The sequence below is a fragment of the Variovorax sp. Soil_C_17 genome (assembly GCF_057657265.1).
The window spans coordinates 55762-80672 of sequence record NZ_JBDGIT010000012.1 but is presented as its reverse complement, the minus strand read 5'-3'; the positions used below and the strand labels follow the sequence as shown (position 1 = coordinate 80672).

General features: G+C 66.7%; 23 protein-coding genes. 16 read left to right on the top strand and 7 right to left on the bottom strand.

What is annotated here, in order from left to right; all coding sequences use genetic code 11:
* The first annotated feature begins 123 nt into the window (after positions 1 to 123).
* Positions 124 to 573, top strand: coding sequence for an OsmC family protein (locus AC3A6Y_RS30955; protein WP_487872044.1), 450 nt, complete (start codon positions 124 to 126; stop codon positions 571 to 573).
* A gap of 15 nt (positions 574 to 588) precedes the next feature.
* Here AC3A6Y_RS30955 and coq7 read toward each other — a convergent pair whose 3' ends face one another.
* On the bottom strand, positions 589 to 1218 hold the full coding sequence (coq7, locus tag AC3A6Y_RS30950) for a 2-polyprenyl-3-methyl-6-methoxy-1,4-benzoquinone monooxygenase (protein WP_487872043.1): 630 nt from the start codon (positions 1216 to 1218) through the stop codon (positions 589 to 591).
* Positions 1219 to 1500: 282 nt separating this feature from the next.
* Here coq7 and AC3A6Y_RS30945 point away from each other — a divergent pair, with 282 nt between their 5' ends.
* The 8 genes from AC3A6Y_RS30945 (at position 1501) to AC3A6Y_RS30910 (ending at position 11610) form a co-directional block, all read left to right on the top strand.
* Complete coding sequence (locus tag AC3A6Y_RS30945) at positions 1501 to 2742, top strand: porin (protein WP_487872042.1); 1242 nt, start codon at positions 1501 to 1503, stop codon at positions 2740 to 2742.
* A gap of 185 nt (positions 2743 to 2927) precedes the next feature.
* On the top strand, positions 2928 to 4514 hold the full coding sequence (locus AC3A6Y_RS30940) for an ABC transporter substrate-binding protein (RefSeq protein ID WP_487872041.1): 1587 nt from the start codon (positions 2928 to 2930) through the stop codon (positions 4512 to 4514).
* 117 nt (positions 4515 to 4631) lie between these two features.
* Positions 4632 to 5612, top strand: a complete 981-nt coding sequence (locus AC3A6Y_RS30935) for an ABC transporter permease (protein WP_487872040.1) — start codon at positions 4632 to 4634, stop codon at positions 5610 to 5612.
* A gap of 2 nt (positions 5613 to 5614) precedes the next feature.
* Positions 5615 to 6871: a M20 aminoacylase family protein gene (locus tag AC3A6Y_RS30930; RefSeq protein WP_487872039.1), complete on the top strand. Its 1257-nt coding sequence runs from the start codon at positions 5615 to 5617 to the stop codon at positions 6869 to 6871.
* A 26-nt stretch (positions 6872 to 6897) separates the two neighbouring features.
* Positions 6898 to 8496 (top strand): ABC transporter substrate-binding protein, encoded by a 1599-nt coding sequence (locus tag AC3A6Y_RS30925; RefSeq protein ID WP_487872038.1) that lies wholly within the window; start codon positions 6898 to 6900, stop codon positions 8494 to 8496.
* Positions 8497 to 8556: 60 nt separating this feature from the next.
* Positions 8557 to 9468: an ABC transporter permease gene (locus tag AC3A6Y_RS30920; protein WP_487872037.1), complete on the top strand. Its 912-nt coding sequence runs from the start codon at positions 8557 to 8559 to the stop codon at positions 9466 to 9468.
* A 157-nt stretch (positions 9469 to 9625) separates the two neighbouring features.
* Complete coding sequence (locus AC3A6Y_RS30915) at positions 9626 to 10618, top strand: ABC transporter ATP-binding protein (protein ID WP_487872036.1); 993 nt, start codon at positions 9626 to 9628, stop codon at positions 10616 to 10618.
* Positions 10615 to 11610 carry an ABC transporter ATP-binding protein gene (locus AC3A6Y_RS30910; protein ID WP_487872035.1) on the top strand — a complete coding sequence of 332 codons (996 nt, stop codon included), beginning with the start codon at positions 10615 to 10617 and terminating at the stop codon, positions 11608 to 11610. The genes AC3A6Y_RS30915 and AC3A6Y_RS30910 overlap by 4 nt, the downstream gene beginning before the upstream one ends.
* A 9-nt stretch (positions 11611 to 11619) precedes the next feature.
* On the opposite strand, the gene zwf is transcribed toward AC3A6Y_RS30910, so the two are convergent.
* Positions 11620 to 13095: a glucose-6-phosphate dehydrogenase gene (gene zwf, locus AC3A6Y_RS30905; RefSeq protein ID WP_487872034.1), complete on the bottom strand. Its 1476-nt coding sequence runs from the start codon at positions 13093 to 13095 to the stop codon at positions 11620 to 11622.
* Between the two features lie 140 nt (positions 13096 to 13235).
* Between zwf and AC3A6Y_RS30900 the strand changes: the two genes are divergently transcribed.
* Positions 13236 to 13901, top strand: coding sequence for an HAD family hydrolase (locus tag AC3A6Y_RS30900; protein WP_487872033.1), 666 nt, complete (start codon positions 13236 to 13238; stop codon positions 13899 to 13901).
* Here the strand turns inward: AC3A6Y_RS30900 and AC3A6Y_RS30895 are convergent.
* The gene (locus AC3A6Y_RS30895; protein ID WP_487872032.1) at positions 13847 to 14521 is read right to left on the bottom strand and encodes a lipocalin family protein; all 675 of its coding nucleotides are present in this window, start codon (positions 14519 to 14521) and stop codon (positions 13847 to 13849) included. The genes AC3A6Y_RS30900 and AC3A6Y_RS30895 overlap by 55 nt on opposite strands.
* Before the next feature lie 107 nt (positions 14522 to 14628).
* Between AC3A6Y_RS30895 and tal the strand changes: the two genes are divergently transcribed.
* From tal to AC3A6Y_RS30880, 3 genes are all read left to right on the top strand, one after another.
* The gene (gene tal / locus AC3A6Y_RS30890) at positions 14629 to 15582 is read left to right on the top strand and encodes a transaldolase (protein WP_487872031.1); all 954 of its coding nucleotides are present in this window, start codon (positions 14629 to 14631) and stop codon (positions 15580 to 15582) included.
* A complete protein-coding gene (pgi, locus tag AC3A6Y_RS30885; RefSeq protein WP_487872030.1) occupies positions 15579 to 17126 on the top strand; it encodes a glucose-6-phosphate isomerase in 1548 nt (515 codons plus the stop codon). Before tal ends, pgi begins: the two co-directional genes overlap by 4 nt.
* An 88-nt stretch (positions 17127 to 17214) precedes the next feature.
* Positions 17215 to 17553: a DUF805 domain-containing protein gene (locus AC3A6Y_RS30880; RefSeq protein ID WP_487872029.1), complete on the top strand. Its 339-nt coding sequence runs from the start codon at positions 17215 to 17217 to the stop codon at positions 17551 to 17553.
* Positions 17554 to 17636: 83 nt separating this feature from the next.
* Here the strand turns inward: AC3A6Y_RS30880 and groL are convergent, their stop codons facing one another.
* Entirely contained in the window at positions 17637 to 19289 is a 1653-nt protein-coding gene (gene groL, locus AC3A6Y_RS30875; protein ID WP_487872028.1) for a chaperonin GroEL, read from the bottom strand.
* A gap of 85 nt (positions 19290 to 19374) precedes the next feature.
* Complete coding sequence (gene groES, locus AC3A6Y_RS30870; protein ID WP_487840774.1) at positions 19375 to 19668, bottom strand: co-chaperone GroES; 294 nt, start codon at positions 19666 to 19668, stop codon at positions 19375 to 19377.
* 275 nt (positions 19669 to 19943) lie between these two features.
* Between groES and AC3A6Y_RS30865 the strand changes: the two genes are divergently transcribed.
* On the top strand, positions 19944 to 20309 hold the full coding sequence (locus tag AC3A6Y_RS30865) for a hypothetical protein (RefSeq protein ID WP_487872027.1): 366 nt from the start codon (positions 19944 to 19946) through the stop codon (positions 20307 to 20309).
* Here the strand turns inward: AC3A6Y_RS30865 and AC3A6Y_RS30860 are convergent.
* Positions 20306 to 21922 (bottom strand): bifunctional 3-(3-hydroxy-phenyl)propionate/3-hydroxycinnamic acid hydroxylase, encoded by a 1617-nt coding sequence (locus tag AC3A6Y_RS30860; protein WP_487872026.1) that lies wholly within the window; start codon positions 21920 to 21922, stop codon positions 20306 to 20308. The genes AC3A6Y_RS30865 and AC3A6Y_RS30860 overlap by 4 nt on opposite strands.
* A gap of 138 nt (positions 21923 to 22060) precedes the next feature.
* Between AC3A6Y_RS30860 and AC3A6Y_RS30855 the strand changes: the two genes are divergently transcribed.
* Both AC3A6Y_RS30855 and AC3A6Y_RS30850 read left to right on the top strand, forming a co-directional pair.
* A complete protein-coding gene (locus AC3A6Y_RS30855; protein ID WP_487872025.1) occupies positions 22061 to 23170 on the top strand; it encodes an alcohol dehydrogenase catalytic domain-containing protein in 1110 nt (369 codons plus the stop codon).
* A 12-nt stretch (positions 23171 to 23182) separates the two neighbouring features.
* Positions 23183 to 23725 carry a cupin domain-containing protein gene (locus AC3A6Y_RS30850; protein ID WP_487872024.1) on the top strand — a complete coding sequence of 181 codons (543 nt, stop codon included), beginning with the start codon at positions 23183 to 23185 and terminating at the stop codon, positions 23723 to 23725.
* A 50-nt stretch (positions 23726 to 23775) separates the two neighbouring features.
* Here AC3A6Y_RS30850 and AC3A6Y_RS30845 read toward each other — a convergent pair whose 3' ends face one another.
* Positions 23776 to 24792, bottom strand: a complete 1017-nt coding sequence (locus AC3A6Y_RS30845) for a 1-aminocyclopropane-1-carboxylate deaminase (protein WP_487872023.1) — start codon at positions 24790 to 24792, stop codon at positions 23776 to 23778.
* Between the last annotated feature and the right edge of the window lie 119 nt (positions 24793 to 24911).

The window sequence follows — 24911 nt, the reverse complement described above, 5'->3', positions numbered from 1 at the left end:
GCGATGAAATAAAGTATACCGACTCATTGTTGCATTGCAACAAGCGAGTGACGCTTTTCCAACACAAATCGACGCCGGCGTGATTTTCCTTGTCCCGCGTCGCGACTTCTGGAGCCTGCAAGGATGGAATGCACAGTGAGCTGGACCGGCAACGCGGGGGCGCGATCGGCCATGGGCTTCGTCGCCGAGACCGGCAGCGGCCATGTCCTGGTGATGGACGGCGCGCCGGACCCGTCGAAACCGGAAAACGGCGGGCAGAACCTCGCGGCCCGGCCCATGGAAACCGTGCTGGCCGGCACCGGCGGGTGCACCGCCTACGACGTGGTCCTGATCCTCAAGCGCGGCCGGCACCAGGTCGAGCGCGTCAGCGTCAAGCTGAGCAGCGAGCGCGCAGAGAAAGATCCGAAGGTCTTCACCAAGATCCACATGCACTTCACCGTCGCAGGCAAAGGCATTCCGGCGGCGGCAGTCGAGCGCGCGATCGCCCTGAGCCACGATACCTACTGCTCGGCCAGTGTCATGCTGGCCAAGACAGCCGAGATCACCACCAGTTTCGATCTGATCGAAGCCTGAGTGCGACCCGGTCGCTCAGATGCGGTGGGCGACGGTGGTCATTACGCGCGAGGCCAAACGCATGAGCGCCTTGGCCGGCGCCGGCAGTTCCTGCGCGCCTGCGCTCCAGGCGTGCGCCGCATGGCGAGCCTCGTCCAGTTTCATCTGATTGACGATCGCCCGCGAGGCCGAATCGCCTGCGGGAAGACGGTCGAGGTGGCCGTCCAGGTGGGCCTCGACCTGCCGCTCGGTCTCCGCCAAGAAACCCAGGCTCAGCGGATCGCCGAGCCGGCCGGCCACAAGACCAAGCCCGAACGCTCCCAGATACCAGAGCGGATTGAGCACCGACGGGTGTGCTCCCAATTCGTCCAGCCGCTGCTGCGTCCACGCAAGATGATCGGTTTCCTCACGCGCAGCCTCGTCGAATTGTGCCCGCAGCTTGGGATCGCGCGTGACGGCTGCCTGCGCTGTATACAAGGCCTGGGCACAGACCTCTCCGACATGATTCACGCGCATCAACGCGCCGGCTTCACGGCGTTCCGCTTCACTCAGCTCGCCATACGGGCTGTCCGGCAGCGGCGCGGCGCGGGTCGCATGGGGCTTGGCAAACAGCGTGCGCAGGGCTGCATCCACGGTGCCAAGAACGGCGTCGAGCGAGGAGGTCATGGGGCGATTGGAACCCATGCGCAATAGGTCACTTGCACGGCAGGTCTTGTTTCATATCGCGAGATTTTGCAGGCAGTTAGTGCTTTGTTGCACCACTGCAACGAAACGGCGGAGCCGGCTGCGTTTTCGGGCGATTTGTTTTGCCCAGACGAAGCCGCTCTGGTGCAATAGCGACAACTTCCCAAAAGGAGGTTGGCCCGGGGTCCGGTGGGTGCACAGAAGTGCCAGTCACGGTGAGCCCTTCGCACCGGAGCCCTATGTTTAACCTTGGAGAAACTTGCAATGAAAAAATCTCTAGTTGCCCTGGCTGCTCTGGCTGTTGCCGGTGTTGCCTCGGCGCAGTCGTCCGTGACGCTGTTCGGCGTGGTTGACGCTTCTGTCAGCAGCTACTCGAACAAGTCGGATCTCGCGATCCCGTCCCTGACCAACCCCTTCCTGGTTGACAGCATCAAGGTCAAGCGCACCGTTCTGGCGAACTCGGGTTACAACTCCAGCCGTCTGGGCTTCCGTGGTACGGAAGACCTCGGTGGTGGCCTGGCAGCCAGCTTCTGGCTCGAAGCCCCGATCTCCAACGACGACGGCCAGCAAGGCGTTGCGACCTTCGCCCGTCGCTCGACCGTGAGCCTGTCGGGTGGTTTCGGTGAAATCCGTCTGGGCCGTGACTACACCCCGACGTTCTGGAACGACACCGTGTTCGACCCCTTCGGCACCAACGGCGTCGGCACCAACCTGATCAGCACCGCGAATTCCGGCTTCGGTACCTGGCTCGGCGGCGGTACCACCAGCGTCCCCGGCATCACCAACGTGACCGGCAGCAACTACGTTCGTGCCAGCAACTCCATCGGCTATTTCCTGCCCCCGAACCTGGGCGGTTTCTATGGCCAGGTGATGTACGCCTTCCACGAGCGTGACAAGTACGATCCGGGCACCCTGACGCCGACCGCGCTGAACACCCAGCGCACCGGTCGTTACGTCGGCGGCCGCTTCGGCTACGCCAACGGCCCCCTCGACGTGGCTGCCGCCTATGGTCAAAGCACCATCGGCGACAACTTCTTCGTCGGCACCACGACCAACGTGAAGACCTTCAACGTGGGCGCTTCGTACGACTTCGGCGTCGTGAAGCTCTTCGGTGAACTGTCGAAGGCCAAGAACGAAGTCGACACCGACAGCTTCGTGCTCGTCCCGCCGACCGACGTGGACCTGAAGGGTTGGCTGCTCGGCGCGACCGTGCCCGTCGGCCCCGGCCTGATCCGCGTGGCGTACTCGGCTGTCAAGTACGACTTCAACCTGCCGCCCACGCCGTTCGTCACGACCGACGATCCGAAGGCCAACAAGTTCGCCATCGGCTACGTGCACAACCTGTCGAAGCGTACGGCCCTGTACGCGACGGTGGCTCGCATCCGCAACAAGAATGGCGCTGGCCTGACCTTGGGTGGCCCGTCGTTCGTGACCAGCTTCGGCGGCGCGGCGTACGCCCCCAAGACCTCGACCGGTTACGACTTCGGTATCCGTCACGCTTTCTGATCTGAAGCTGGCGTAAGCCAGCTTTGAATGGGAAGTTCTTGAAAGCCGTCCGACGAAAGTCGGGCGGCTTTTTTCTTTTCCGGGTTGTTGCGAACAGGGATATCCCTTGGGTCGGCGTTGTGCCGTCTCTCAAGCTGGCGCGGGTGTTGCATAGTCCGCGTTTTGACTGTGACGGAAAGTTAACCATGGGTTCCAAGCGCGTACTGTTTCCGATTGCCTTCGCCCTCGCGGCCGCCGTGTTGGCGACCCCCGGGGTGCATGCCAAAACCTTCAAGTGGTCGAGTGCGAGCGACATCCCCACGCTCGACATCCACTCGCAGAACAATGCCCTGGGCAATGGCGTGCATGCGGCCATTTACGACTCGTTGGTCTACTACAACAGCAAGACCTTCAAGCCCGAGGCCCAGCTGGCGAGCAGTTGGAAGAATGTGTCCCCGACACAGGTGCGGTTCACTCTGCGCAGCGGCGTCAAGTTCAGCGATGGATCTGCACTGACAGCCGATGACGTCGTGTATTCGCTGACGCGCGCAATGGCCAAGACCTCCAACTACGCGGTCTATGCCCAAGGCATCGACAAGGTGGTCAAGGTCGACGAGAACACGGTCGATATCCTGCTCAAGGGCCCCAATCCGGTGCTGCTGAACCAACTCACCGAACTGCGCATCATGAGCAAGGCCTGGGCGGAAAAGAACAAGTCCGTCGAGCCGAAGGACATCAAGACCCCCGAGGAAAGCTACGCCCATCGCAATGCCATGGGCACCGGCGCCTTCATGGTCAAGGAATGGCTGCCGGACCAGCGCCTGGTGCTGGTGAAGAACCCGCACTACTGGGGCAAGAACGATTCGAACGTGACCGAGGTGGTCTATACCCCCATCAAGCAGGAAGCCACTCGCGCGGCCGCGCTGCTTTCCGGCGAGGTCGACTTCGTGCTCGACCCCAGCCCCCAGGACCTGGGCCGGCTGCGGCAGAGCGGCAACCTGAAGGTCGTCGACGGCATCGAGAACCGCACCATCTTCTTCGGCATGGACCAGTTCCGCGATGAATTGCCCGGCTCCAGCGTCAAGGGCAAGAATCCGCTGAAGGACCAGCGGGTTCGCATGGCGCTGTACCAGGCCATCGACGTCGCGAGCCTCACTCGCGTGACCATGCGAGGACTGAGCCAGCCCACCGGCGCCCTGGTGGCGCCGCAGGTCAACGGGTGGAGCGAAGGGGTGCACAAGCGCCATCCCTATGACGTCGAAGCTGCCAAGAAGCTGCTGGCCGACGCCGGCTATCCCGGCGGCTTCGAGGTTGATTTCGCATGCCCGAACAACCGCTACATCAACGACGAGGAAATCTGCCAGGCGGTGACCGCCATGTGGGCGCGCGTCGGCGTCAAGGCCAAGCTGCGCACGCTTCCGCTGGTGACCTACTTCCCGATGATCCAGCGCTACGAGGCCAGCATCTACATGCTCGGCTGGGGCGTGCCGACCTTCGACGCACTCTACAGCTTGCAGTCGCTCACCCGCTCGGTGGGCAGCGGCGGCGACGGCAACTACAACGTCGGGCGCTACAGCAATCCGAAGATGGACGCGATCATCGACCGCGTGAAGACGGAGACCGATGTCCCGGTCCGTGACCGCCTGCTGACCGAGGCGCTGCAGTTGCAGAACGACGACGTGTCGCACATCCCGCTGCACAACCAGATCATCCCGTGGGCGATGAAGAAGAACATCGAGGTGGTCCATCGCGCCGACAACCGGCTCGATTGGCGCCTCATCAAGGTGAACTGACCCGCGCCCAGAGGCTGCTGCATTTCTGTCGAGGCCGGGGCCAGCCGCAACCCGGGGAACCACCTCTTGGGCATGCGGCTTGCTCTGCTAGCATCGTTTGAACACGTGCTCTGCTGAATGATTGCTTTCGTACTGCGTCGCCTGATCCAGGCCGTGATCGTCATGGTCGCGGTCGCCTTCATCGCCTTTCTCCTGTTCCAGTACGTGGGCGATCCGGTCGTGTTCCTGCTCGGGCAGGATGCGACCCCCGATCAGATCCGCGAACTGCGTGCCGACCTTGGGCTGGACAAGCCCTTCTTCGTGCAGTTCTGGCACTTTCTGGTCAATGCCTCACAGGGCGAGTTCGGTCTGAGCCTGCGCCAGGGCAGCAAGGTCTCGCGCCTGATCGGCGAGCGATTCCCTGCAACGCTCGAGCTGGCACTCGTCGCTGCCTTCCTGGCATTGGCGGTCGGCATCCCGATGGGCGTCTACACGGCGCTGCGGCGGGGCACCTTCATGAGCCAGGTGTTCATGACGATTTCGCTGCTGGGCGTCTCGCTGCCCACCTTCCTGATCGGCATCCTGCTGATCCTGGTCTTCGCCGTGCTGCTCGGCTGGTTCCCCAGCTTCGGCCGTGGCGAGACGGTGCAACTGGGCTGGTGGAGCACGGGGCTGCTGCGCGCCGATGGCTGGATGCACATCGTGCTGCCGGCCATCACGCTCGCCATCTTCCAGCTCACGCTGATCATGCGGTTGGTGCGCGCCGAGATGCTGGAGGTGTTGCGCACCGACTACATCAAGTTCGCGCGCGCCCGCGGCCTGTCGGACCGCGCCATCCACTTCGGCCATGCGCTCAAGAACACGCTGGTGCCGGTGATGACCATCACCGGCCTGCAGCTGGGCGGCCTGATCGCCTTCGCCATCATCACCGAGTCGGTCTTCCAATGGCCCGGAATGGGCCTGCTCTTCATCCAGGCCGTGACCTTCGCCGACATCCCGGTGATGGCCGCTTACCTGTGCCTGATCGCGCTGATCTTCGTCGTCATCAACCTGGTCGTGGATCTGCTGTACTTCGTGGTCGACCCCCGGCTGCGCATCGGCAGGGCGGGAGGGCATTGACGATGGACAGCAGCCCCCGCTTCCAGGCTTCGGGACGGGCGTTCGCGCACATCGCGCGTTTCCATCCCGAGATCACCGCCTTCCGGCGCGACCTGCACGCCCACCCCGAGCTCGGCTTCGAGGAGATCTACACCTCGGGCCGCGTGCAGGAGTCGCTGCGGGCCTGCGGCGTCGACGAGATCCATCCGGGCATCGGCAAGACCGGCGTGGTCGGCGTGATCCGCGGCCGCTCCACGGCGAGCGGACGCATGATCGGCCTGCGCGCCGACATGGATGCCCTGCCGATGTGCGAGGACAACGACTTCAACTGGCGCTCCGCCAAGAAGGGCCTGATGCACGGCTGCGGCCACGACGGCCACACCGCCATGCTGGTCGGCGCCGCCCGCTACCTGGCCGAGACCCGCGACTTCGACGGCACCGCCGTGCTGATCTTCCAGCCCGGCGAGGAAGGCTTTGCCGGGGCGCGCGCGATGATCGAGGACGGCCTGTTCGACCGCTTCCCGGTCAGCGCGGTCTATGCGATGCACAACTGGCCCGGCCTGCCCGCCGGCACGGTGGGCATCAACCGCGGCGCCATGATGGCCGCCGCCGACCGCATCACCATCGAGATCGCCGGCAAGGGCGGCCACGGCGCGCATGCCTACCTGACCGTCGATCCGGTGCTGGTGTCGGCCCACATCATCACGGCGGTGCAGAGCATCGTCTCGCGCAACGTGCGGCCCATCGACGCTGCCGTCATCAGCATCTGCGCGATGCAGGCCGGCGATCTCGGCGCCATGAGCGTGGTGCCCGGCAAAGCGACGCTGGTGGGCACGGTGCGCACCTTCAGCCTCCGCGTGCAGGCGCAGGTCGAGCAGCGCCTGGTGGAATTGTGCTCCGCGGTCGCGGCCGGTTTCGGCGCGACGGCGCAGGTCAAGTTCGAGCGCATCTACCCGGCCACCATCAACACCGCGCCCGAGGCCCTGTTCGCCGGCGATGTCGCGCAGTCCCTGGTGGGCGCGCACAACGTCGAGCGCAACATGGAGCCGAGCATGGGCGCCGAAGATTTCTCATTCATGCTGCAGAAGAAGGCTGGCGCCTACATGCGCATCGGCCAGGACGCTCGCGGCGGCGCATTCCTGCACAACAGCCGTTACGACTTCAACGACGAGATCCTGCCGCTCGGTGCCGCCCTGCATGCCGGCCTGATCGAGCAAGGCATGCCCCTGAACGCCGTGGACCGGCCCGCCAGGAGCGTGGCGGCATCCGTGGCGTCCTGAACCTTTTCAACCCGAGGAGTGCTTCCATGAACCTGAGAAACAAGCTGGCCGCCATGGCCGTCATGTCTGCGCTGGGCGCGCTCTGCCTCCCCGCGGGCGCGCAGACGATCCGCGTCGCGAATCAGGGTGATGCGCTTTCGTTGGATCCGCATTCGCTGAACGAGTCGCTGCAGCTCTCGGTCGACCTCAACGTGTACGACGCCCTGACCGATCGCAACAAGGACCTGAGCCTCGCGCCGTCGCTGGCCACCTCCTGGCGGCAAACCTCGCCGACGGTGTGGCGCTTCGAACTGCGCAAGAACGTCAAGTTTCACGACGGCACGCCTTTCACCGCCGATGACGTTCTCTTCAGCATCACGCGTGCGGCCGGCGACGGCTCGGACGTGAAGGCCAAGGTGAACGACATCAAGGAAGTGCGCAAGGTCAACGACCACGCGGTCGACATCGAGACCAAGGGGCCGTTCCCGATCCTGCCGGACGTGTTGTCGGACCTCGCGATCATGAGCAAGAAGTGGTGCGAGGAGAACAAGGCCGAGAAGCCCGTCGACCGCCGCAAGGGCATCGAGAACACCGCCTCGTTCAAGGCCAACGGCACGGGGCCGTTCCGCGTGCGCGAGCGCCAGCCCAACGTTCGCACGGTATTCGTGCGCAACAACACCTACTGGGGCAAGATCGACGGCAACGTGCAGGAGGTGATCTTCACCCCCATCGCCAATTCGGCGACGCGCGTCGCGGCACTGATGTCGGGCGAAATCGACGTGATGGAGCCGGTGCCGGTGCAGGACATCGCACGCATCAATGCCAGTCCCAATGCGCAGGTGGTGGTCGGCCCCGAGCTGCGCACCATTTTCCTGGGCATGGATCAGAAGCGCGACGAGCTGCTGTACTCGAGCGTCAAGGGCAAGAACCCCTTCAAGGACAAGCGCGTGCGCCAGGCCTTCTACCAGGCCATCGACATCACCGGGATCCAGCGCACGGTGATGCGCGGCGCCTCGCGGCCCACGGGACTGATGGTCGGCCCCGGCATCAATGGCTGGACCGAGGCCCAGGACAAGCGCCTGCCGCAGGACGTCGAGGGCGCGAAGAAGCTGCTGGCGGAAGCCGGATATCCGAACGGCTTCGAGGTGACGATGAACTGCCCCAACGACCGCTATGTCAACGACGGGCAGATCTGCCAGTCGGTGGCCGCGAACCTCGCGCGGATCGGCGTGAAGATCAATCTCGCGGCCGAGACCAAGGGCACGTATTTCCCCAAGATCCTGCGCCGCGACACCAGCTTCTACCTGCTCGGCTGGACACCGACCACCTACGACTCGCACAACGCGCTCGACGCGCTGATGCGCTGCCCCGACGACAAGACGGGCGACGGCCAGTTCAATCTCGGCTCGTACTGCAATCCCAAGCTGGACGAGCTGATCGGAAAGATCAAGTCGAGCACCGACAAGACGGAGCGCATGGCGATGATCCAGGAGGCCTTCAAGATCCATGCGGACGACATCGGCCACCTGCCGTTGCACCAGCAGTCACTGGCCTGGGGCGTGAGCAAGAAGGTCGCGTTGACGCAGCGGGCCGACAACTTCATGCCCTTCAAGTGGATGAGCATCCAGGGCCCCGCCAAGCCCTGAAGGCTTGACGGCACATGACTCCGAGGGCCTGCGATGCAGGCCCGATTTTTAGGCCTCCCGATGAAAAAAACACTGGCCCGTTGGCTCGACAGCGACATCGGCCACAGTTTCCGCACCTCGCCGGTCGCGATGCTCGCGGCGGCGATCGCCCTGGTCTGCGTTTTCTGTTCGATCTTTGCCGGATGGGTGTCGCCGCACAACCCCTTCGACCTTGCCGCGCTCGAGCTCGGCGATGCGCGCCTGCCGCCGGCCTGGGAGCCCGAGGGCACGACCAAGTACCTGCTGGGGACCGACGACCAGGGCCGCGACATCCTGTCGGCGCTGATCTACGGGGCACGCATCTCGTTGGTCGTCGGCGTGGTCTCGGTGCTGCTGTCGGTCGCGGTCGGCGTGCTGCTGGGCCTGCTGGCCGGCTTCTGGGGCGGATGGCTCGATGCCTTTCTGATGCGCGTGTGCGACGTGATGCTGTCCTTCCCGCCCATCCTGGTCGCGCTGCTGATCGCCGGCGTGGGTCGCGCATTGTTCCCCAACGCACACGACACGGTGGCCTTCGGCGTGCTGATCATCTCGATTTCGCTCACCGGCTGGGTGCAGTACGCGCGCACGGTGCGCGGCTCGACCCTGGTCGAGCGCAACAAGGAGTATGTGCAGGCGGCGCGCGTGACGGGCGTCGCTCCGCTTCGCATCATGCGCCGGCACGTGCTGCCCAACGTGCTGGGCCCGGTGCTGGTGCTGGCCACCATCCAGGTCGCGACCGCGATCATCACCGAGGCAACGCTGTCCTTCCTGGGCGTGGGCGTGCCGCCGACCTCGCCTTCACTGGGCACCCTGATCCGCGTCGGCAACGACTACCTGTTCTCGGGCGAATGGTGGATCACCGTCTTCCCCGGCCTGATGCTGATCCTGATCGCGCTGAGCGTGAACCTTCTGGGCGACTGGCTGCGCGACGCCCTCAACCCGCGACTGAGATGAGACACACCCCCGCTGCTTGCTCGCTTCGCATGGCCGCTTCCCCCCTCGAGGGGGCAGCACCAGCGGCCCGGCCCTTCGCCGGGCTCCGGACAGGCCAAGACCGGTTCCGCGGTGTTCCCCGAGCGGGCCTCGCTTCGCCGGCCGTTGGAAGGATGTCATGAGTCTTCTGCAAGTCCGCAACCTCGTCGTCGAATTCCCGCACCGCCGCGGCACGCTGCGCGCGCTGGACGACATCAGCTTCGAGATCGCGCCGGGCGAGATCCTGGGCGTGGTGGGCGAGTCGGGCGCGGGCAAGTCCCTGACCGGCGCGGCCATCATCGGCCTGCTAGAGCCGCCCGGCCGCGTGGCGGCCGGGCAGATCGTGCTGGAAGGCCAGCGCATCGACAACCTGGCCCACGAGGCCATGCGCCACATTCGCGGGCGCAAGATCGGCGCCATCTTCCAGGACCCGCTGACCTCCCTCAATCCGCTCTACACCATCGGCCGGCAGCTGACCGAGACCATCCGCACCCACCTGCCGGTGGGCGAGGAGGAAGCGCGCCGACGCGCCATCGGCCTGCTGCAGGACACCGGCATCCCCGGCGCCGCGCAGCGCATCGACCACTACCCGCACCAGTTCTCCGGGGGCATGCGCCAGCGGGTGGTGATTGCCCTGGCGCTCGCCGCGGAGCCCAAGCTGATCGTTGCGGACGAGCCGACCACCGCACTGGACGTCTCGATCCAGGCGCAGATCATCATGCTGCTCAAGCGCATCTGCAAAGAGCGCGGCGCGGCGGTGATGCTGATCACCCATGACATGGGCGTGATCGCCGAGACCTGCGATCGCGTGGCCGTGATGTACGCGGGCCGCATCGCCGAGATCGGCCCGGTGCAGGAAGTCATCCACCAGCCCGCGCATCCCTACACCGCGGGCCTGATGGCCGCCATCCCCGACATGACGATGGACCGTGAACGCCTCAACCAGATCGACGGCGCCATGCCGCGCCTGAACGCCATTCCGCGCGGCTGCGCCTACAACCCGCGCTGCCCGCGCGTCTTCGACCGCTGCCTGGTCGAGCGGCCCGACCTGCTCAACGCCGGCGCGACCCGGGCCGCGTGCTGGCTGCACGATGCGCACAGCACGTCGTCGATCGATGGGATCGCAGCATGAGCAGTGGTTTGGTCCAGGCCAACGATCTGGCCAAGGTCTTCGACGTCTCCCCGCCCTGGCTCAACCGTGTGCTCGAGCGCAAGCCGCGGCTGCTGCTGCATGCGGTGGACGGTGTGAGCTTCTCCATCGAGCGCGGCAAGACCCTGGCCCTTGTCGGCGAATCCGGCTGCGGCAAGAGCACCGTGGCGCGCCTGCTCGTGGGCCTGTACGAGCCCACCCGCGGCGGCATGCACTTCGATGGCCAGGATGCCCATGCCGCCTTCAAGAGCGCCGAAGGCCGCAAGCTGCGCCGGCGCATCCAGATGATCTTCCAGGACCCCTATGCCAGCCTCAACCCGCGCTGGCTGGTGGAGGACATCGTCGGCGAGCCGCTGCGCGAGCACGAGATCCTGAAGGAAGGCCCCGCGCTGAAGGCGCGCGTCGGCGAACTGCTGCAATCCGTCGGCCTCAGCCCGCTGGACATGGTCAAGTACCCCCACCAGTTCTCCGGCGGCCAGCGCCAGCGCATCTCCATCGCCCGGGCCCTGGCCACCCAGCCCGAGTTCCTGGTGTGCGACGAGCCCACCTCCGCGCTCGACGTGAGCGTGCAGGCCCAGGTCCTCAACATCATGAAGGACCTGCAGCGCGAGCGCGGCCTGACCTATCTCTTCATCTCGCACAACCTCGCCGTGGTGCGCCACGTGGCGGACCAGGTCGGCGTGATGTACCTCGGGCGGCTGGTCGAGGTGGCCGACAAGGCCAAGCTCTTCGAGGCGCCGCAGCACCCCTACACCCGGATGCTGCTGGCGGCCATTCCGAAGATGAAGCACGCGGGCGATGCGCGCACCCCCGTGCAGGGCGAGGTCCCCAACCCGCTCGATCCGCCCACCGGCTGCACCTTCCATCCGCGCTGTCCGCATGCCAATGCGCGCTGCAAGGCCGAGCGCCCGCCGCTGCAGATGCTGCGCGGCGTGCAGGTGGCCTGCCACGCCGTCGAGGAGGGCAGGATCTGAGAGCGGTGCCTACTGCTCTTCGCTCCAGGCAAACCCATCGCGCGCGATCATCGCGCTCGACGCGCTGGGGCCCCAGGTGCCTGCTGCGTAGGGGCGCGGCGAGCCATCCGATGCCCAGCTGTCGATCAGCGGCTCGACCCAGCGCCAGGCTTCTTCCTGCTCGTCGCTGCGCACGAAGAGATTGAGCCGGCCGTCGATCACGTCCAGCAGCAGGCGCTCGTAGGCACCCACGCGCTCGGAGCCGAAGCGCTTGTCGAAGTCGAGGTCCAGTTGGACCGGCGCCAGCTGCGGCCCGGCGTGGCGGGCACCGTTGCCGCTGCGGTGGCGGCCGTCCTGCGCCTGCGCGAGCATGTGCAGCTCCAGCCCGTCCCTGGGCTGCAGGTTGATCACCAGCTTGTTGAAGGCGTTGGTCGGCGCCCGGAAAATCGCGTGCGGCGTCGGCTTGAAGTTGACCGTGATGTGCGCATCGCGCGAAGCCAGCCGCTTGCCGGTGCGGATGTACAGCGGCACGCCGGCCCAGCGCCAGTTGGCGATCTCGGTGCGCAGCGCGACGAAGGACTCGGTGCGGCTTTCGGGGTCGACGCCCGGCTCGTCGCGGTAGCCCGGCACGCGCTCGCCGTAGGCCGTGCCGGCGGCGTACTGCCCGCGGATCGCGTGCAGCCCGATGGATTCCGCCGTCCACGGCTTGAGCGCGCGCAACACCTTGAGCTTCTCGTCGCGGATGGCGTCGGCATGGGCGTTGATCGGCGGCTCCATGCCGATGGCGCAGACCAGCTGCAGTGCGTGGTTCTGCACCATGTCGCGCAGCGCACCGGTCTGGTCGTAGAAGGCGCCGCGCTTCTCGACGCCCAGGTCTTCGGCGATCGTGATCTCGATGTTGGCGATGTGCTCGCGGCGCCAGATCGGCTCGAACAACGCGTTGCCGAAGCGCATCGCGAAAAGATTCTGCACCGAGGGCTTGCCCAGGTAATGGTCGATGCGGAAGACCTGGTGCTCGTCGAGCACCTTGCAGACCGCCTTGTTGATGGCGCGGTTGGAGGCCAGGTCGTGGCCCAGCGGCTTCTCGAGCACCACGCGCGTCTTCGGGCCGTTGAGTCCGGCCGCGGCGATCTGCTCCACCACCTGCGTGAAAAGGGCCGGCGCGGTGGCGAGGTACATCACGACCGTGCTCGCGTCGCGCTGCTTGAGCAGGTCGGCGAGCTTGGCGTAGTCCTGCGCCCTCGACAGGTCCATGCGCAGGTAGTACAGCATGGAGGCGAACTTCTTGAACTCCTCCGGGCTCGGCCGCTTGGCACCCTCGACCGCCGCGAAGCGCGACTGGATCAGCTCGCGGTAGCCGTCATCGGACAACTCGTCGCGCGCCACGCCGATGATTCGGCCGTCTTCGGGCAGGCTGCCGTGGCGGAAGGCCTGGAACAGTGCCGGCATCAGCTTGCGCCATGCGAGGTCGCCGGTACCGCCAAAGAGGACGAGATCGAAACTCATGGATAAGAACCCGTGTTGTCGTGGTGATGTTTCGTGCTTGAAGCACGCCTGCGAATGTTAACGGACGCTGTCGCGCCGGCGACTTCGCTTAAGCTTCGGACCGGTCTCCCCGGGGACGTTTTGTTTTTGAACGAGCAGGCATGAAGAACGTTGTGTTCGATCTCGGCGCGGTGCTGCTGAGCTGGGAGCCGGTGTCGCTGGTGCATGCGGTGCTGGCGCCGCACACGCCCACGGCGCAGGCCGCGCACGCCTTGGCGCGCGAGATGTTCCACCACGAGGACTGGCTGGGCTTCGACCGCGGCACGCACAGCCTGGAGGACGCCATCGGGCGCATGGCGCTGCGCCTGTCGCTGCCGTCGGAGCGGCTCAACACCACGCTGGCGCCGATGGGCGAGCGCCTGGAGCCGATCGCAGTCACCATCGAGCTGCTGGCCGAGCTGTGCGCGCGCCGCGACGCCGGCGAGGCGCTGAGGCTCTTCTACCTGTCGAACATGCCGGTGCCCTATGCGCGTGTGCTCGAGCAGCGCCATGCCTTCTTCGACTGGTTCGACGGCGGCATCTTCTCGGGCGACGTTCGCATGATCAAGCCGCAGCCCGAAATCTACGAGCTGCTCGCCGCGCGCTACAGCCTGCAGGCTGCGGAAACGGTGTTCATCGACGACTCGGCAGCCAACGTGACGGCCGCGCGCTCGCTCGGCTGGCAGGCCATCCACTGCGAGGCGCCGAGCGCGCTGCCGGCGCAGCTGGCGCCTTATCTGCCGGTGCGCTCGACCTTGTCGACCTCGAAGCCCAGCGAGCCCGCGTAGTCGAGCTCGGCCTGCAGCGCATCGTCTTCCAGCCGCGGCGCGCGCGACAGCACCCACAGGCACTTGCGGTCCGGCGTGCCGACCAGCGCGACCTGGTAGTCCCGGTCCAGCTTGAGGATCCAATAGTCGCCCCACACCATCGGAAGCCAGCGCAGCCACTCCGGTGCGAAGCAGACCTCCAGCCTGCCCGCGCCGGGTTGCCCGGCGACCGGCGCGACGCGCGCCACGCCGCTCGATTCCTCGAAGCGGCCGTCCGGCAGGGTGCAGCGATTGAGCACCTGCAGGCCGCTGCCGTCCTCCATCAGCGTGTATTCGGCCGTGACCGGGCCGGCGCAGCGTTTCTCGAAACGGTTCGGCAGGCGCGCCTGCTCGTGCCACAGGCCGACATAGCGTTGCAGGTCGACCGGCGCGACCACCTGCAGCGGCGCGCGCATCAGCGGCGCACCGTCGGCCGGGCCGGCCAGGCGTGCGGTGCGCGCGTTGCGGGCGGTGTTGAAGGCCAGCAGGGTCAGCACGCCGCCGACGCAGAAGGCGGTGGCGAGGGTCCCGATCGACGCGCTATGGACGCGGTCGTCGAAGACGACGCGGGGTCGCGAGGCAGGCGGTGGGCGGCGGGGCATGGGCATTCCTTCGATTCGGTCGAAGCCCGACCGTAGCGGGGGGCGCTCGCCGGCTCCGTCAGCCGGGGACCACACGAACTGTAGTTTTGCGGCGGGATAATGGCCGCATGAACCAACTCGATGCCCTCCGACAGTGGACCACCGTGGTGGCCGACACCGGCGATTTCCGCCAGCTCGCCCAGTTCAAGCCCCAGGACGCGACCACCAACCCGTCCCTCATCCTCAAGGCGGTGCAGAAGGCCGAGTACCGGCCGTTGCTCGACGAGGCGGTGAAGAAGCACGGCCAGCTGGCCACCGACGAGGTCATCGACCGCCTGCTGGTGCGCTTCGGCACCGAGATCCTCTCGCTCATCCCGGGCCGGGTCTCCACCGAGGTGGATGCGCGCCTCAGCTTCGACACCGCCGCCACCGTGGCGCGGGCCGAGCGCATCGTGGCGCTCTACCGTGCCGAGGATGTCGACACCGAGAAGCGCGTGCTGATCAAGATCGCCGCCACCTGGGAAGGCATCGAGGCGGCGCGCCGGCTGGAGCAGAAGGGCATCCACACCAACCTCACGCTGCTCTTCTCCTTCGCGCAGGCGGTGGCCTGCGGCGCGGCGGGCGTGCAGCTGATCTCGCCCTTCGTCGGCCGCATCTACGACTGGCACAAGAAAGCGGCCGGCAGCACCTGGGACGAAGCGGCCCGTGCGGGGGCCAACGACCCCGGCGTCCAGTCGGTGCGTCAGATCTTCCATTACTACAAGAAGCACGGCATCCGCACCGAGGTGATGGGCGCGAGCTTTCGCAACGTGGGCCAGATTGCAGCGCTGGCGGGCTGCGATCTGCTGACCATCAGTCCCGAGCTGCTGGGCGAGCTCGCCGCCAGCGAAGTGCCGCTGGCGCACGCGCTGGACGCGGACGCGGCGCGGGCACTCGACATCCCGAAGCTGGTACTGGACGAGCCGGCCTTCCGCTTCGCCCTCAACGAGGATGCGATGGCCACCGAGAAGCTCGCCGAGGGCATTCGCGCCTTCGCGGCCGACGCGGTCAAGCTGGAAAAACTGATGGAGGAGGTCGCATGACACGAGCCCGCTGCGATCGCACGCCGGCGTGGGGCCGGCTCCAGGCGCATTACGACAAGGCCGGCCGCAGCTTCGACCTGCGCGAGGCTTTTGCCGCCGATCCGCAGCGCTTCGGCGCCTTCAGCCAACCGGCGCCGCACCTCTTCGCCGACCTGTCCAAGAACCTGATCGACGCGAAGACCGAGGAACTGCTGCTGGCGCTGGCGCGCGAGGCCGGCCTCGAGGTGCATCGCGCCGCCATGTTCGCCGGCGAGCACATCAATGCGACCGAGGACCGCGCCGTGCTCCATACGCTGCTGCGTGCGCCGGCCTCGATGGCCGTGCCGTCCTCGCTGGCGGGCGAGCTGGCCCAGGTGCATGCCACGCTCGACGCCACGCTGGCCTATGCAGAGCGGGTGCGCGCCGACCACACCATCACCGACGTCGTCAACATCGGCATCGGCGGCTCGGACCTGGGGCCCCAGATGGTGGTGCGCGCCCTCGATGCCTACGTGGCACCGGGCAAGCGCTTCCATTTCGTCTCCAATGTCGACGGTCACGAACTCGCCGGGGTGCTGCGCGGCCTGGCGCCCGAGCACACGCTGTTCCTGGTCGCCTCCAAGACCTTCACCACGGCGGAGACCATGGCCAACGCGCACTCGGCCAAGCGCTGGTTCGAGCAGTCCGGCAACGTCGACATCGCCCACCATTTCGCCGCGCTCACCACCAACGTCGAGGCGGCGCGCGCCTTCGGCATCGAGACCACCTTCGGCTTCTGGGACTGGGTGGGCGGGCGCTATTCGCTGTGGTCCTCCATCGGGCTGCCGATCGCGCTGGCCATCGGCCCCGAGGGCTTTCGCCGCCTGCTGGCCGGCGCCCACGCGATGGACGAGCATTTCCGCAATGCACCGCTGGCGCAGAACCTGCCTGTGCGTCTGGGGCTGCTCGACGTCTGGTACCGCAACTTCCACCGCTTCACCAGCCGCGGTATCGCGCCGTACCACAGCGCGTTGCAGCGCCTGCCGGCCTACCTGCAGCAACTCGAGATGGAGAGCAACGGCAAGCAGGTCGACGCGAGCGGCGCTGCGCTGCCGCTGGGCACCTCGCCGGTGCTGTGGGGCGAGCCCGGCACCAACGGGCAGCATGCCTATTTCCAGATGCTGCACCAGGGCACGGACGTGATTCCGCTGGAGTTCATTGCAGTGCGCGAGCCCGCGCACGACCTGGAAGGCCATCACCCCAAGCTGCTGTCGAATGCGCTCGCGCAGGCTCAGGCCCTGATGGTCGGCAAGCGGGACGCAGGCGGCCACCGCAACTTCCCGGGCAACCGGCCGAGCAGCTTCTTCGTCTTCGACCAGCTGAACCCCGAGGCCCTGGGTGCCTTCCTCGCGATGTACGAGCACCGGGTGTTCACCAGCGGCGCGCTGTGGGGCATCAACAGCTTCGACCAATGGGGCGTGGAGCTCGGCAAGGTGCTGGCCAAGGACATCGAGCCGCGCCTGGCTTCGGGTGACACCGCGGGGCTGGATGCTTCCACCGCCGGCCTGCTGGCCCGGCTGCGCTGAGCCTCACATCGTCATCAAAAGCCGGCGGACCGCCCTTTATGATGGCCGCGGGAGTTTTCCCGTGGGAACTATCAAGAGGAGCTGTTCGATGAATTTTCAAGAAGCCGTCAAGACCTGCTTCAGCAAGTACGTGGACTTCAGCGGCCGCGCCTCGCGGTCCGAGTACTGGTGGTTCGTGCTGGCCTATGTGATCGTCGCGATCGTGGCCGGCTTCATCCACCAGGTCGTCTACGGGCTTGTCGTCCTTGCCTTCCTGCTGCCGATGCTGGCGGCAGGGGCGCGCCGCCTGCACGACATCGGCAAAAGCGGCTGGTGGCTGCTGCTGGGCCTGATCCCGCTGGTCAACCTGGTGCTGCTGTACTTCGCGGTGCAGCCGAGTCAGCCCGAGGGCAACGAGTACGGCGCACCGCCGCTCGCTGCCGCCTGAGGCCAAGGCCTTCAACTGCCCCAAACAAAAAAACCCCGCGGCTCGCACCGCGGGGTTTTTTGTTGGCGCGAGGCCGGGCGGGATTACATGCCCATGCCGCCCATGCCACCCATGCCGCCCATGTCGGGCATGCCGCCGCCGGCAGGCGCCTCGTCCTTCGGCGCTTCGGCGACCATGGCTTCGGTCGTCAGCAGCAGCGAAGACACGGAAGCGGCGTTCTGCAGCGCGGTGCGGGTCACCTTGGTCGGGTCCAGGATGCCCATCTCGAGCATGTCGCCATAGGTGTCGTTCTGCGCATTGAAGCCGTAGTTGCCCTTGCCGGCCAGCACCGCGTTCACCACCACGCTGGCTTCGCCGCCGGCGTTGAACACGATCTCGCGCAGCGGCGCTTCGATGGCCTTGAGCACCAGGCGGATGCCGGCGTCCTGGTCGGCGTTGTCGCCCTTGACCTTGTCGGCCAGAGCCTGCTTGGCGCGCAGCAGCGCCACGCCGCCGCCGGCCACCACGCCTTCTTCCACTGCCGCGCGGGTGGCGTGCAGGGCGTCTTCGACGCGGGCCTTCTTTTCCTTCATCTCGACTTCGGTGGCGGCACCGACCTTGATCACCGCCACGCCGCCGGCCAGCTTGGCCACGCGCTCTTGCAGCTTCTCGCGGTCGTAGTCGCTGGTGGCTTCCTCGATCTGCACGCGGATCTGCTTCACGCGGGCTTCGATGTCGCCTGCAGCGCCGGCGCCGTCGATGATGATGGTGTTTTCCTTGCCCACTTCGATGCGCTTGGCCTGGCCGAGGTCAGCCAGCGTCACCTTCTCGAGCGTCAGGCCCACTTCTTCGGCGATGACCTTGCCGCCCGTCAGGATGGCGATGTCTTCCAGCATGGCCTTGCGGCGGTCGCCGAAGCCGGGCGCCTTGACGGCCACGACCTTCAGGATGCCGCGGATGGTGTTCACCACCAGCGTCGCCAGGGCTTCGCCTTCGACTTCTTCCGCGATGATCAGCAGCGGGCGGCCGGCCTTGGCCACTTGCTCCAGCGTCGGCAGCAGGTCGCGGATGTTGCTGATCTTCTTGTCGAACAGCAGCACGAACGGGTTCTCGAGGATCGCGCTCTGCTTTTCGGGGTTGTTGATGAAGTAGGGCGACAGGTAGCCGCGGTCGAACTGCATGCCTTCGACGACTTCCAGCTCGCTGTCGAGCGACTTGCCGTCTTCGACGGTGATCACGCCTTCCTTGCCGACCTTGTCCATCGCGTCAGCGATGATCTTGCCGATGGTCTCGTCGCTGTTGGCCGAGATCGAGCCGACTTGCGCGATTTCCTTCGAGGTGGTGGTGGCCTTGGAGGCCTTCTTCAGCTCTTCGACCAGGGCGGTGACCGCCTTGTCGATGCCGCGCTTCAGGTCCATCGGGTTCATGCCCGCAGCCACGTACTTGAAGCCTTCGCGAACGATGGCCTGGGCCAGCACGGTCGCGGTGGTGGTGCCGTCGCCGGCGTTGTCCGAGGTCTTGGAAGCCACTTCCTTCACGAGCTGGGCGCCCATGTTCTGGAGCTTGTCCTTGAGTTCGATTTCCTTGGCGACCGACACGCCGTCCTTGGTCACGGTGGGGGCGCCGAAGGAGCGCTCGAGCACCACGTTGCGGCCCTTGGGGCCCAGGGTCACCTTGACCGCGTTGGCCAGGATGTTCACGCCTTCGACCATGCGTGCGCGGGCTTCGCCGCCGAAGACTACGTCTTTTGCTGCCATGAGATTTCTCCGAAAAAAATGATGATCCAGTCAGTCGGGGACAGAGCAGCGATCGCTTGGCGCTCGCCTGGTCTGTCCCGCAAAGTCACTTCGCTTCAACGACCGCGAACAGGTCGTCTTCCTTCATGACCAGCAGCTCGTCACCATCGACCTTGACGGTCTGGCCGCTGTACTTGCCGAACAGAACGCGGTCGCCGACCTTGACGCTCATGGCGGCCAGCTCGCCCTTGTCGGTCTTCTTGCCAGGACCGACGGCAAGCACTTCGCCCTGGTCGGGCTTCTCGGCGGCGTTGTCGGGGATCACGATGCCCGAGGCAGTCTTGGTTTCGCTTTCAATGCGCTTGACGATCACGCGATCGTGCAAAGGACGAAGTTTCATTGCATCTCCTGGATAAGAAACGGGGTTCTGTTTCGGGCTGCGGCCTGATGGCCGCCTGCCCAGCCACTGGAAGCGGGGCTGTTAGCACTCCTCTTCAGCGAGTGCTAATCATAAGGGCAATTCTGACGCTTTCAAGCGGGGCAAGTGCGCGGCGAGCTCGCAAGCTGTCGATTCCTGAGGAGCCGGCACCGGACGGCACTGGACATTCGTGAACCCACCACCTAACTTTGGCAGGGTGGGCCGAGGCGTTTTTTTGGGCGTTACCGGAGACCCTCATGACGACGACGATTGCGCAACAGGTTTGCCTCCAACTCGACAGGCGCTTGACCGCCGCGGAAGCTGCACTGGCACCGGGCGGCATGGCATCGCCGGTTCTCCTGGCGGTTGTCGGGGAGTTTCGCCGGAAGTTCGCGAAGACGCGGCCGGCATTGGAAAGCGATGCTGCCCCCGGTCAACGCGAGGCCGTATTCGAGCTCGAACAGGCGGCCGACAGCGCCAAGTGGGCGGCTTTGGCCGACCCGGCTGCGTCCGAGCAGGTCAAGCTGGCGGTCGTCGCCGCCCACGACTCGATCTGCTGGTTCAAGGCGACCGGCGCCCTGCTCGACCGCGAGTACGCCGAAAAAGATCCGCTCGCTTCCTAAGCCGAAGCGGCGTCGGCCGGCAGCGAACAGGGCGCTTGCAAGCCAGCCGCCCGGCGCGCCCGCTCGAGCAGCTCCGCGGCGCCGCCGGCATCCGCAGCCACCCCGTAGACGATGTGATCGGGACGCACCAGCGCCGCGCCGCACCCGTGGGCCGCGAACCAGCGGGCGAGCACGCCATCAGCTTCGGCGAGGCCGAGCAGGCCCTCGACGTCGGTGGCGCCATGCAGGCAGATCGCCCTCGCATCGAGTGCTTCCAGGCCGCTTCGCAGCGCCTGGAGCTGAGCCGGCTCGGGTGTCTCGCGCAGGAACAGCAGGAAGCCCCGGGGCAGCAGGTCGTCCATCATTTCAGCCGCGCCATGGCCGCCAACCTTGCCCACCGCCTGCGGGAACGGCGTCCCGGCAGCGTCCTGGCCGGTCTCGACCAGGCCGTGGCGCACGCCGGGCAGCAGGCTTTGCCGCAGCTGCACCCGCACCTCGCCGCCTTGCTGCGCCCGCAGGCCCTCGTCGCGCTCCGCGGCGCGCGAAGGATCGCGCTCGCAGATGATCTGGCCCAGCCGCTTGACGGTGCGGGTGGTTTCCTCGACCTGCGGGCCGCGCTCCATGCCGTAGCTGTCCAGCAGCGACTCGGGGGCTTCGCCGCGCAGCACCCAGTCCAGCTTCCAGGCCAGGTTGGTCGCGTCGCGCAGGCCCTGGCACATGCCCTGGGCGAGGAAGGGCGGCATCTGGTGCGCCGCATCGCCGGCGAGCAGCACGTGGCCCCGGCGCCAGGCGTCGAGGACCACGGCGTGGAAGCGATAAGTCGCCGCGCGCCAGATCCGCGCCTCGTGCGGGGCCAGCCAGGGCGCCAGCAGCTTCCAGATCGCTTCGTGCGGCATGTCGCGCTGCCCCGTCTCGTGCGGCAGCAGCAGGAACTCCCAGCGCCGGTGCGTGCCGGGCCCCACCACGTAGGTGCAGGGCCGGGTCGGGTTGCAGTGCTGGATGTTGGTGGCAGGCAGTCGCTCGAGCACGTGCTCGTCGATGTGCATGTCGATCACCACCCAGGGCTCGTCGAAGTCCAGACTCTTGAGCTGCAGGCCGAGCTGCTTGCGAATGGGGCTGGTGCCGCCGTCGCAGGCGATCACGTAGCGTGCGCGGACCTCGCCCGAGCTGCCGTCAGGCGCGCGCACGGACAGCCGTACCTGGTCGCCGACGTTCTCCAGCGGGCCGACTTCATGGCCCAGGTGCACCGACACGGAGGGCATCAGCCCCACCGCACGACGCAGCGAGCCTTCGAGGGCCGGCTGGTTGAAGGTATAGGACGGCGCCCAGGCCAGCGGATAGGGCGAGGGCCCCATGTCGAAGTGCTGGATCGGCTCGCCATCTGCGCCCTGGTAGATCGTGGGGCGGTAGGGCGTCATGTGCGGCGCCAGCGCCCCTGCGATGCCGATCTCCTGAAAGGTGCGCATCGCCTCGTGGTCCAGGGCGAAGGCCCGCGGCAGCGGATAGACCTGCTCCGACTTGTCGAACACGGCCACGCGCCGGCCGCGCCGGCCCAGCAGTGCCGCCAGCGTGGCGCCGACCGGGCCGAAGCCGACGATGGCCACCTCCACAGGCGGGCCCGGGATGGGATTCATGGGATGCTCTCCGAATGCAGAAAGGATAAATTGTGCATAAAAATAATAATTTGCGCACCAAGGGTTCCTCCGGATGTCGGCCGGGGGTCACTGCTGAAAAATGCACAAAATCAAAGTTATGCATTCAAGGAGACATCCATGCCGATGATGAAAGCCGCGCGACTGCACAAGGTCGGCGCCCCGATGGAGATCGAGCAGCTGCCCATTCCACAGCCGGCCGCCAACGACGTGCAGGTGCGGGTGCATGCCTGCGGCATCGTGCCGAACCTCGGCAACATCCTGGCGAATTGGACCACCTGGTTCCCCGAACTGCCGCTGCCGCCGCTGCCCGCGATTTTCGGGCTGGACCCGGCAGGCGAGGTGACGGCGGTCGGCTCGCACGTGCATACCTGGAAGCCCGGCGACCGCGTGTACGTGAATCCGAGCCTCTACTGCGGCGGCTGCCGCGCCTGCCGCAACGGCGACCTGATCAACTGCACGCACTACGCCTTCAGCGGCTACTTCGGCTTCTCGCAGAACTCCCTCAAGCTCTACAAGAACTACCCGTACGGCGGCCTCTGCGAGTACATGATCGCGCCGCAGTACGCGCTGGTGAAGCTGCCCGACAACGTCAGCTTCAACCAGGCGGCGCGCTTCGGCTACCTGGGCACGATGTACTCGGCCATGCGCAAGGCGAAGGTGGGGCCGGGCCGCAGCGTGCTGATCAACGGCATCAGCGGCACGCTGGGCATCGGCGGCGCGTTGTTCGGCCTGGCCATGGGCGCGACGCGCATCCTCGGCACGGGGCGCAACCAGGCGCTGCTGGAGCGCGTGAAGGCACTGGCGCCGGATCGCATCGAGGTGTTCTCGAACGCGAACGGCGAAGCCATCGACGCCTGGGCCAAGGCGCGCACCGATGGCCTCGGTGTGGACGCCTTCATCGACGCGCTGGGCCCGGGAGCGCCGCACGAGACGATGCAGCAGGGCATCCGTGCGCTCAAGCGCGGCGGCCGCGCCTTCAACATCGGGGCCATCGCCGGCATGGTCGGGATGGACCTGCACACCATGATGGACGAGCAGCAGAGCATCGAGGGCTCGGCCTGGTTCACCGCGGGCGAAGGCCAGGACATGGCCGACATGGCCGAAGCCGGCACGCTGGACCTGTCGGTCTTCGAGCATGTCTGCCATCCCCTGGACCGCGTGAACGAGGCGATTTCGGGCATCGCGACGCGCAACGGCGGCTTCAGCAACTTCGTCATCAACCCCTGAGCGAGGCCCACCATGAAAATCCGACGCGTGGTAACGGGTACTGGCGCTGACGGCAAGGCGGTCGTGATGTCGGACGGGCCGGCACCGCGTGCGGGCGCGTTCGAGACCGTGCCGGGCTTCGCCAACGCGCTCCTGTGGGCGACCGAGGCTTCCGATACCGTCGGCGCCGGCGGGCCGGCCGATCGCAGCGTGGACGTGGGCTTCGTGCCGGGGGCCGGCGGCACGCGGCTGATGATCGTCGTGTTCCCGCCCGACGCCGTGATGATGCGTGCCGAGTTCGACGCGGCCGCGTTCGGCGCCGAATTCGCGCAGCGGATTCCGGGCCTGGCCGAGAAGTTCGAGCCCGAGCACCCGGGCATGCACACCACCGACAGCATCGACTACGACGTCGTGCTGGACGGCGAGATCACGCTGGAGCTCGACGATGGCGTGCAGGTACCGCTGCGCCGCCACGACGTGGTCGTGCAGCACGGCAACCGGCATGCGTGGCGCAACCTGTCCGACCGGCCGGCGACGATGCTCTTCGTGCTGGTCGGTGCTCCGCGCAGGCGCTAGCGCCGTGATGGCCTGATCGCACGCCTCGCCCGGCGGCGAGTGTGCGCCGCTCAGCCGTTGCGGAACAAGAAGCTGTAGGCGTTGAGCGCCGGCACGCCGCCCAGGTGCGCATAGAGCACCTTCGAGCCCGGCTCGAACTCCCCGCGGCGCACCTTGTCGATCATCCCGTGCATGGACTTGCCCTCGTACACCGGGTCGGTCAGCATGCCTTCCTGGCGCGCGCACAGGCGGATGGCTTCCAGCGTGCCCTCGTTCGGCAGCCCGTATTCGGGCCCGCCGTAACGGGTGTCGAGCACCACGTCCTCGTCCTTGATGTCCTGGCCGAGTTCCACCAGCGCGGCGGTGTTGCGCGCGATGCGCAGGATCTGCTCGCGCGTCTGCTCGGGCTTTGCGGATGCGTCGATGCCGATGACCCGCTGCGCGCGGCCGTCGGCTGCGAAGCCCACCACCATGCCGGCCTGCGTGCTGCCGGTGACGGAGCAGACCACGACGTAGTCGAAGTTGAAGCCGAGCGCGGCCTCCTGCTCGCGCACCTCCTCGGCGAAGCCGACGAAACCCAGGCCGCCGTAGGGATGCTCGGAGCAGCCGGCGGGGATGGGGAAGGGCTTGCCGCCCGCGCGGCGCACGTCCTCCATGGCCTGTTCCCAGCTCGGCCGGATGCCGATGTCGAAGCCGGCCGCGTCCAGCCGCACGTCGGCGCCCAGGATGCGCGACATCTCGATGTTGCCCACGCGGTCGTAGACGGCGTCCGAGTAGTTGACCCAGTTCTCCTGCACCAGCACGCACTTCATGCCGAGGTGGGCGGCGACGGCGGCGACCTGGCGCGTCTGGTTGGACTGGATGCCGCCGATGGACACCAGCGTGTCGCAGCCCTGCGCGAGCGCCTCGGGAATCAGGTACTCCAGCTTGCGCGTCTTGTTGCCGCCGAAGGCGAGGCCGCTGTTGCAATCCTCGCGCTTGGCGTAGAGCTCGACCTTTCCGCCCAGGTGCGCGCTCAGGCGCTTCAGCGGCTGGATCGGCGTCGGGCCGAAGGTCAGGGGATGGCGGGCGAAACGATTGAGTTGCATGGCGGTGATCCTCGATGTGGTGACGACTGCATCGTAGGAAAAAGGCGCCTTCACAGGGTTGCGAATATCGAAGCATTCACGCACGATCACGCATCGAAGATCCAATCATGAAGCCTCGA

Bases quoted from the DNA above. Each gene is read 5' to 3' on its own strand.
- AC3A6Y_RS30945 (WP_487872042.1), top strand. From the start codon at position 1,501: ATGAAAAAATCTCTAGTTGCCCTGGCTGCTCTGGCTGTTGCCGGTGTT.
- AC3A6Y_RS30850 (WP_487872024.1), top strand. From the start codon at position 23,183: ATGAAAATCCGACGCGTGGTAACGGGTACTGGCGCTGACGGCAAGGCG.
- zwf (WP_487872034.1), bottom strand. From the start codon at position 13,095: ATGAGTTTCGATCTCGTCCTCTTTGGCGGTACCGGCGACCTCGCATGG.
- pgi (WP_487872030.1), top strand. From the start codon at position 15,579: ATGACACGAGCCCGCTGCGATCGCACGCCGGCGTGGGGCCGGCTCCAG.
- groL (WP_487872028.1), bottom strand. From the start codon at position 19,289: ATGGCAGCAAAAGACGTAGTCTTCGGCGGCGAAGCCCGCGCACGCATG.
- AC3A6Y_RS30910 (WP_487872035.1), top strand. From the start codon at position 10,615: ATGAGCAGTGGTTTGGTCCAGGCCAACGATCTGGCCAAGGTCTTCGAC.
- AC3A6Y_RS30930 (WP_487872039.1), top strand. From the start codon at position 5,615: ATGGACAGCAGCCCCCGCTTCCAGGCTTCGGGACGGGCGTTCGCGCAC.
- AC3A6Y_RS30925 (WP_487872038.1), top strand. From the start codon at position 6,898: ATGAACCTGAGAAACAAGCTGGCCGCCATGGCCGTCATGTCTGCGCTG.
- AC3A6Y_RS30940 (WP_487872041.1), top strand. From the start codon at position 2,928: ATGGGTTCCAAGCGCGTACTGTTTCCGATTGCCTTCGCCCTCGCGGCC.
- AC3A6Y_RS30920 (WP_487872037.1), top strand. From the start codon at position 8,557: ATGAAAAAAACACTGGCCCGTTGGCTCGACAGCGACATCGGCCACAGT.
- AC3A6Y_RS30855 (WP_487872025.1), top strand. From the start codon at position 22,061: ATGCCGATGATGAAAGCCGCGCGACTGCACAAGGTCGGCGCCCCGATG.
- AC3A6Y_RS30865 (WP_487872027.1), top strand. From the start codon at position 19,944: ATGACGACGACGATTGCGCAACAGGTTTGCCTCCAACTCGACAGGCGC.
- groES (WP_487840774.1), bottom strand. From the start codon at position 19,668: ATGAAACTTCGTCCTTTGCACGATCGCGTGATCGTCAAGCGCATTGAA.
- AC3A6Y_RS30860 (WP_487872026.1), bottom strand. From the start codon at position 21,922: ATGAATCCCATCCCGGGCCCGCCTGTGGAGGTGGCCATCGTCGGCTTC.
- AC3A6Y_RS30955 (WP_487872044.1), top strand. From the start codon at position 124: ATGGAATGCACAGTGAGCTGGACCGGCAACGCGGGGGCGCGATCGGCC.
- AC3A6Y_RS30880 (WP_487872029.1), top strand. From the start codon at position 17,215: ATGAATTTTCAAGAAGCCGTCAAGACCTGCTTCAGCAAGTACGTGGAC.
- AC3A6Y_RS30900 (WP_487872033.1), top strand. From the start codon at position 13,236: ATGAAGAACGTTGTGTTCGATCTCGGCGCGGTGCTGCTGAGCTGGGAG.
- AC3A6Y_RS30895 (WP_487872032.1), bottom strand. From the start codon at position 14,521: ATGCCCCGCCGCCCACCGCCTGCCTCGCGACCCCGCGTCGTCTTCGAC.
- AC3A6Y_RS30915 (WP_487872036.1), top strand. From the start codon at position 9,626: ATGAGTCTTCTGCAAGTCCGCAACCTCGTCGTCGAATTCCCGCACCGC.
- AC3A6Y_RS30845 (WP_487872023.1), bottom strand. From the start codon at position 24,792: ATGCAACTCAATCGTTTCGCCCGCCATCCCCTGACCTTCGGCCCGACG.
- AC3A6Y_RS30935 (WP_487872040.1), top strand. From the start codon at position 4,632: ATGATTGCTTTCGTACTGCGTCGCCTGATCCAGGCCGTGATCGTCATG.
- tal (WP_487872031.1), top strand. From the start codon at position 14,629: ATGAACCAACTCGATGCCCTCCGACAGTGGACCACCGTGGTGGCCGAC.
- coq7 (WP_487872043.1), bottom strand. From the start codon at position 1,218: ATGACCTCCTCGCTCGACGCCGTTCTTGGCACCGTGGATGCAGCCCTG.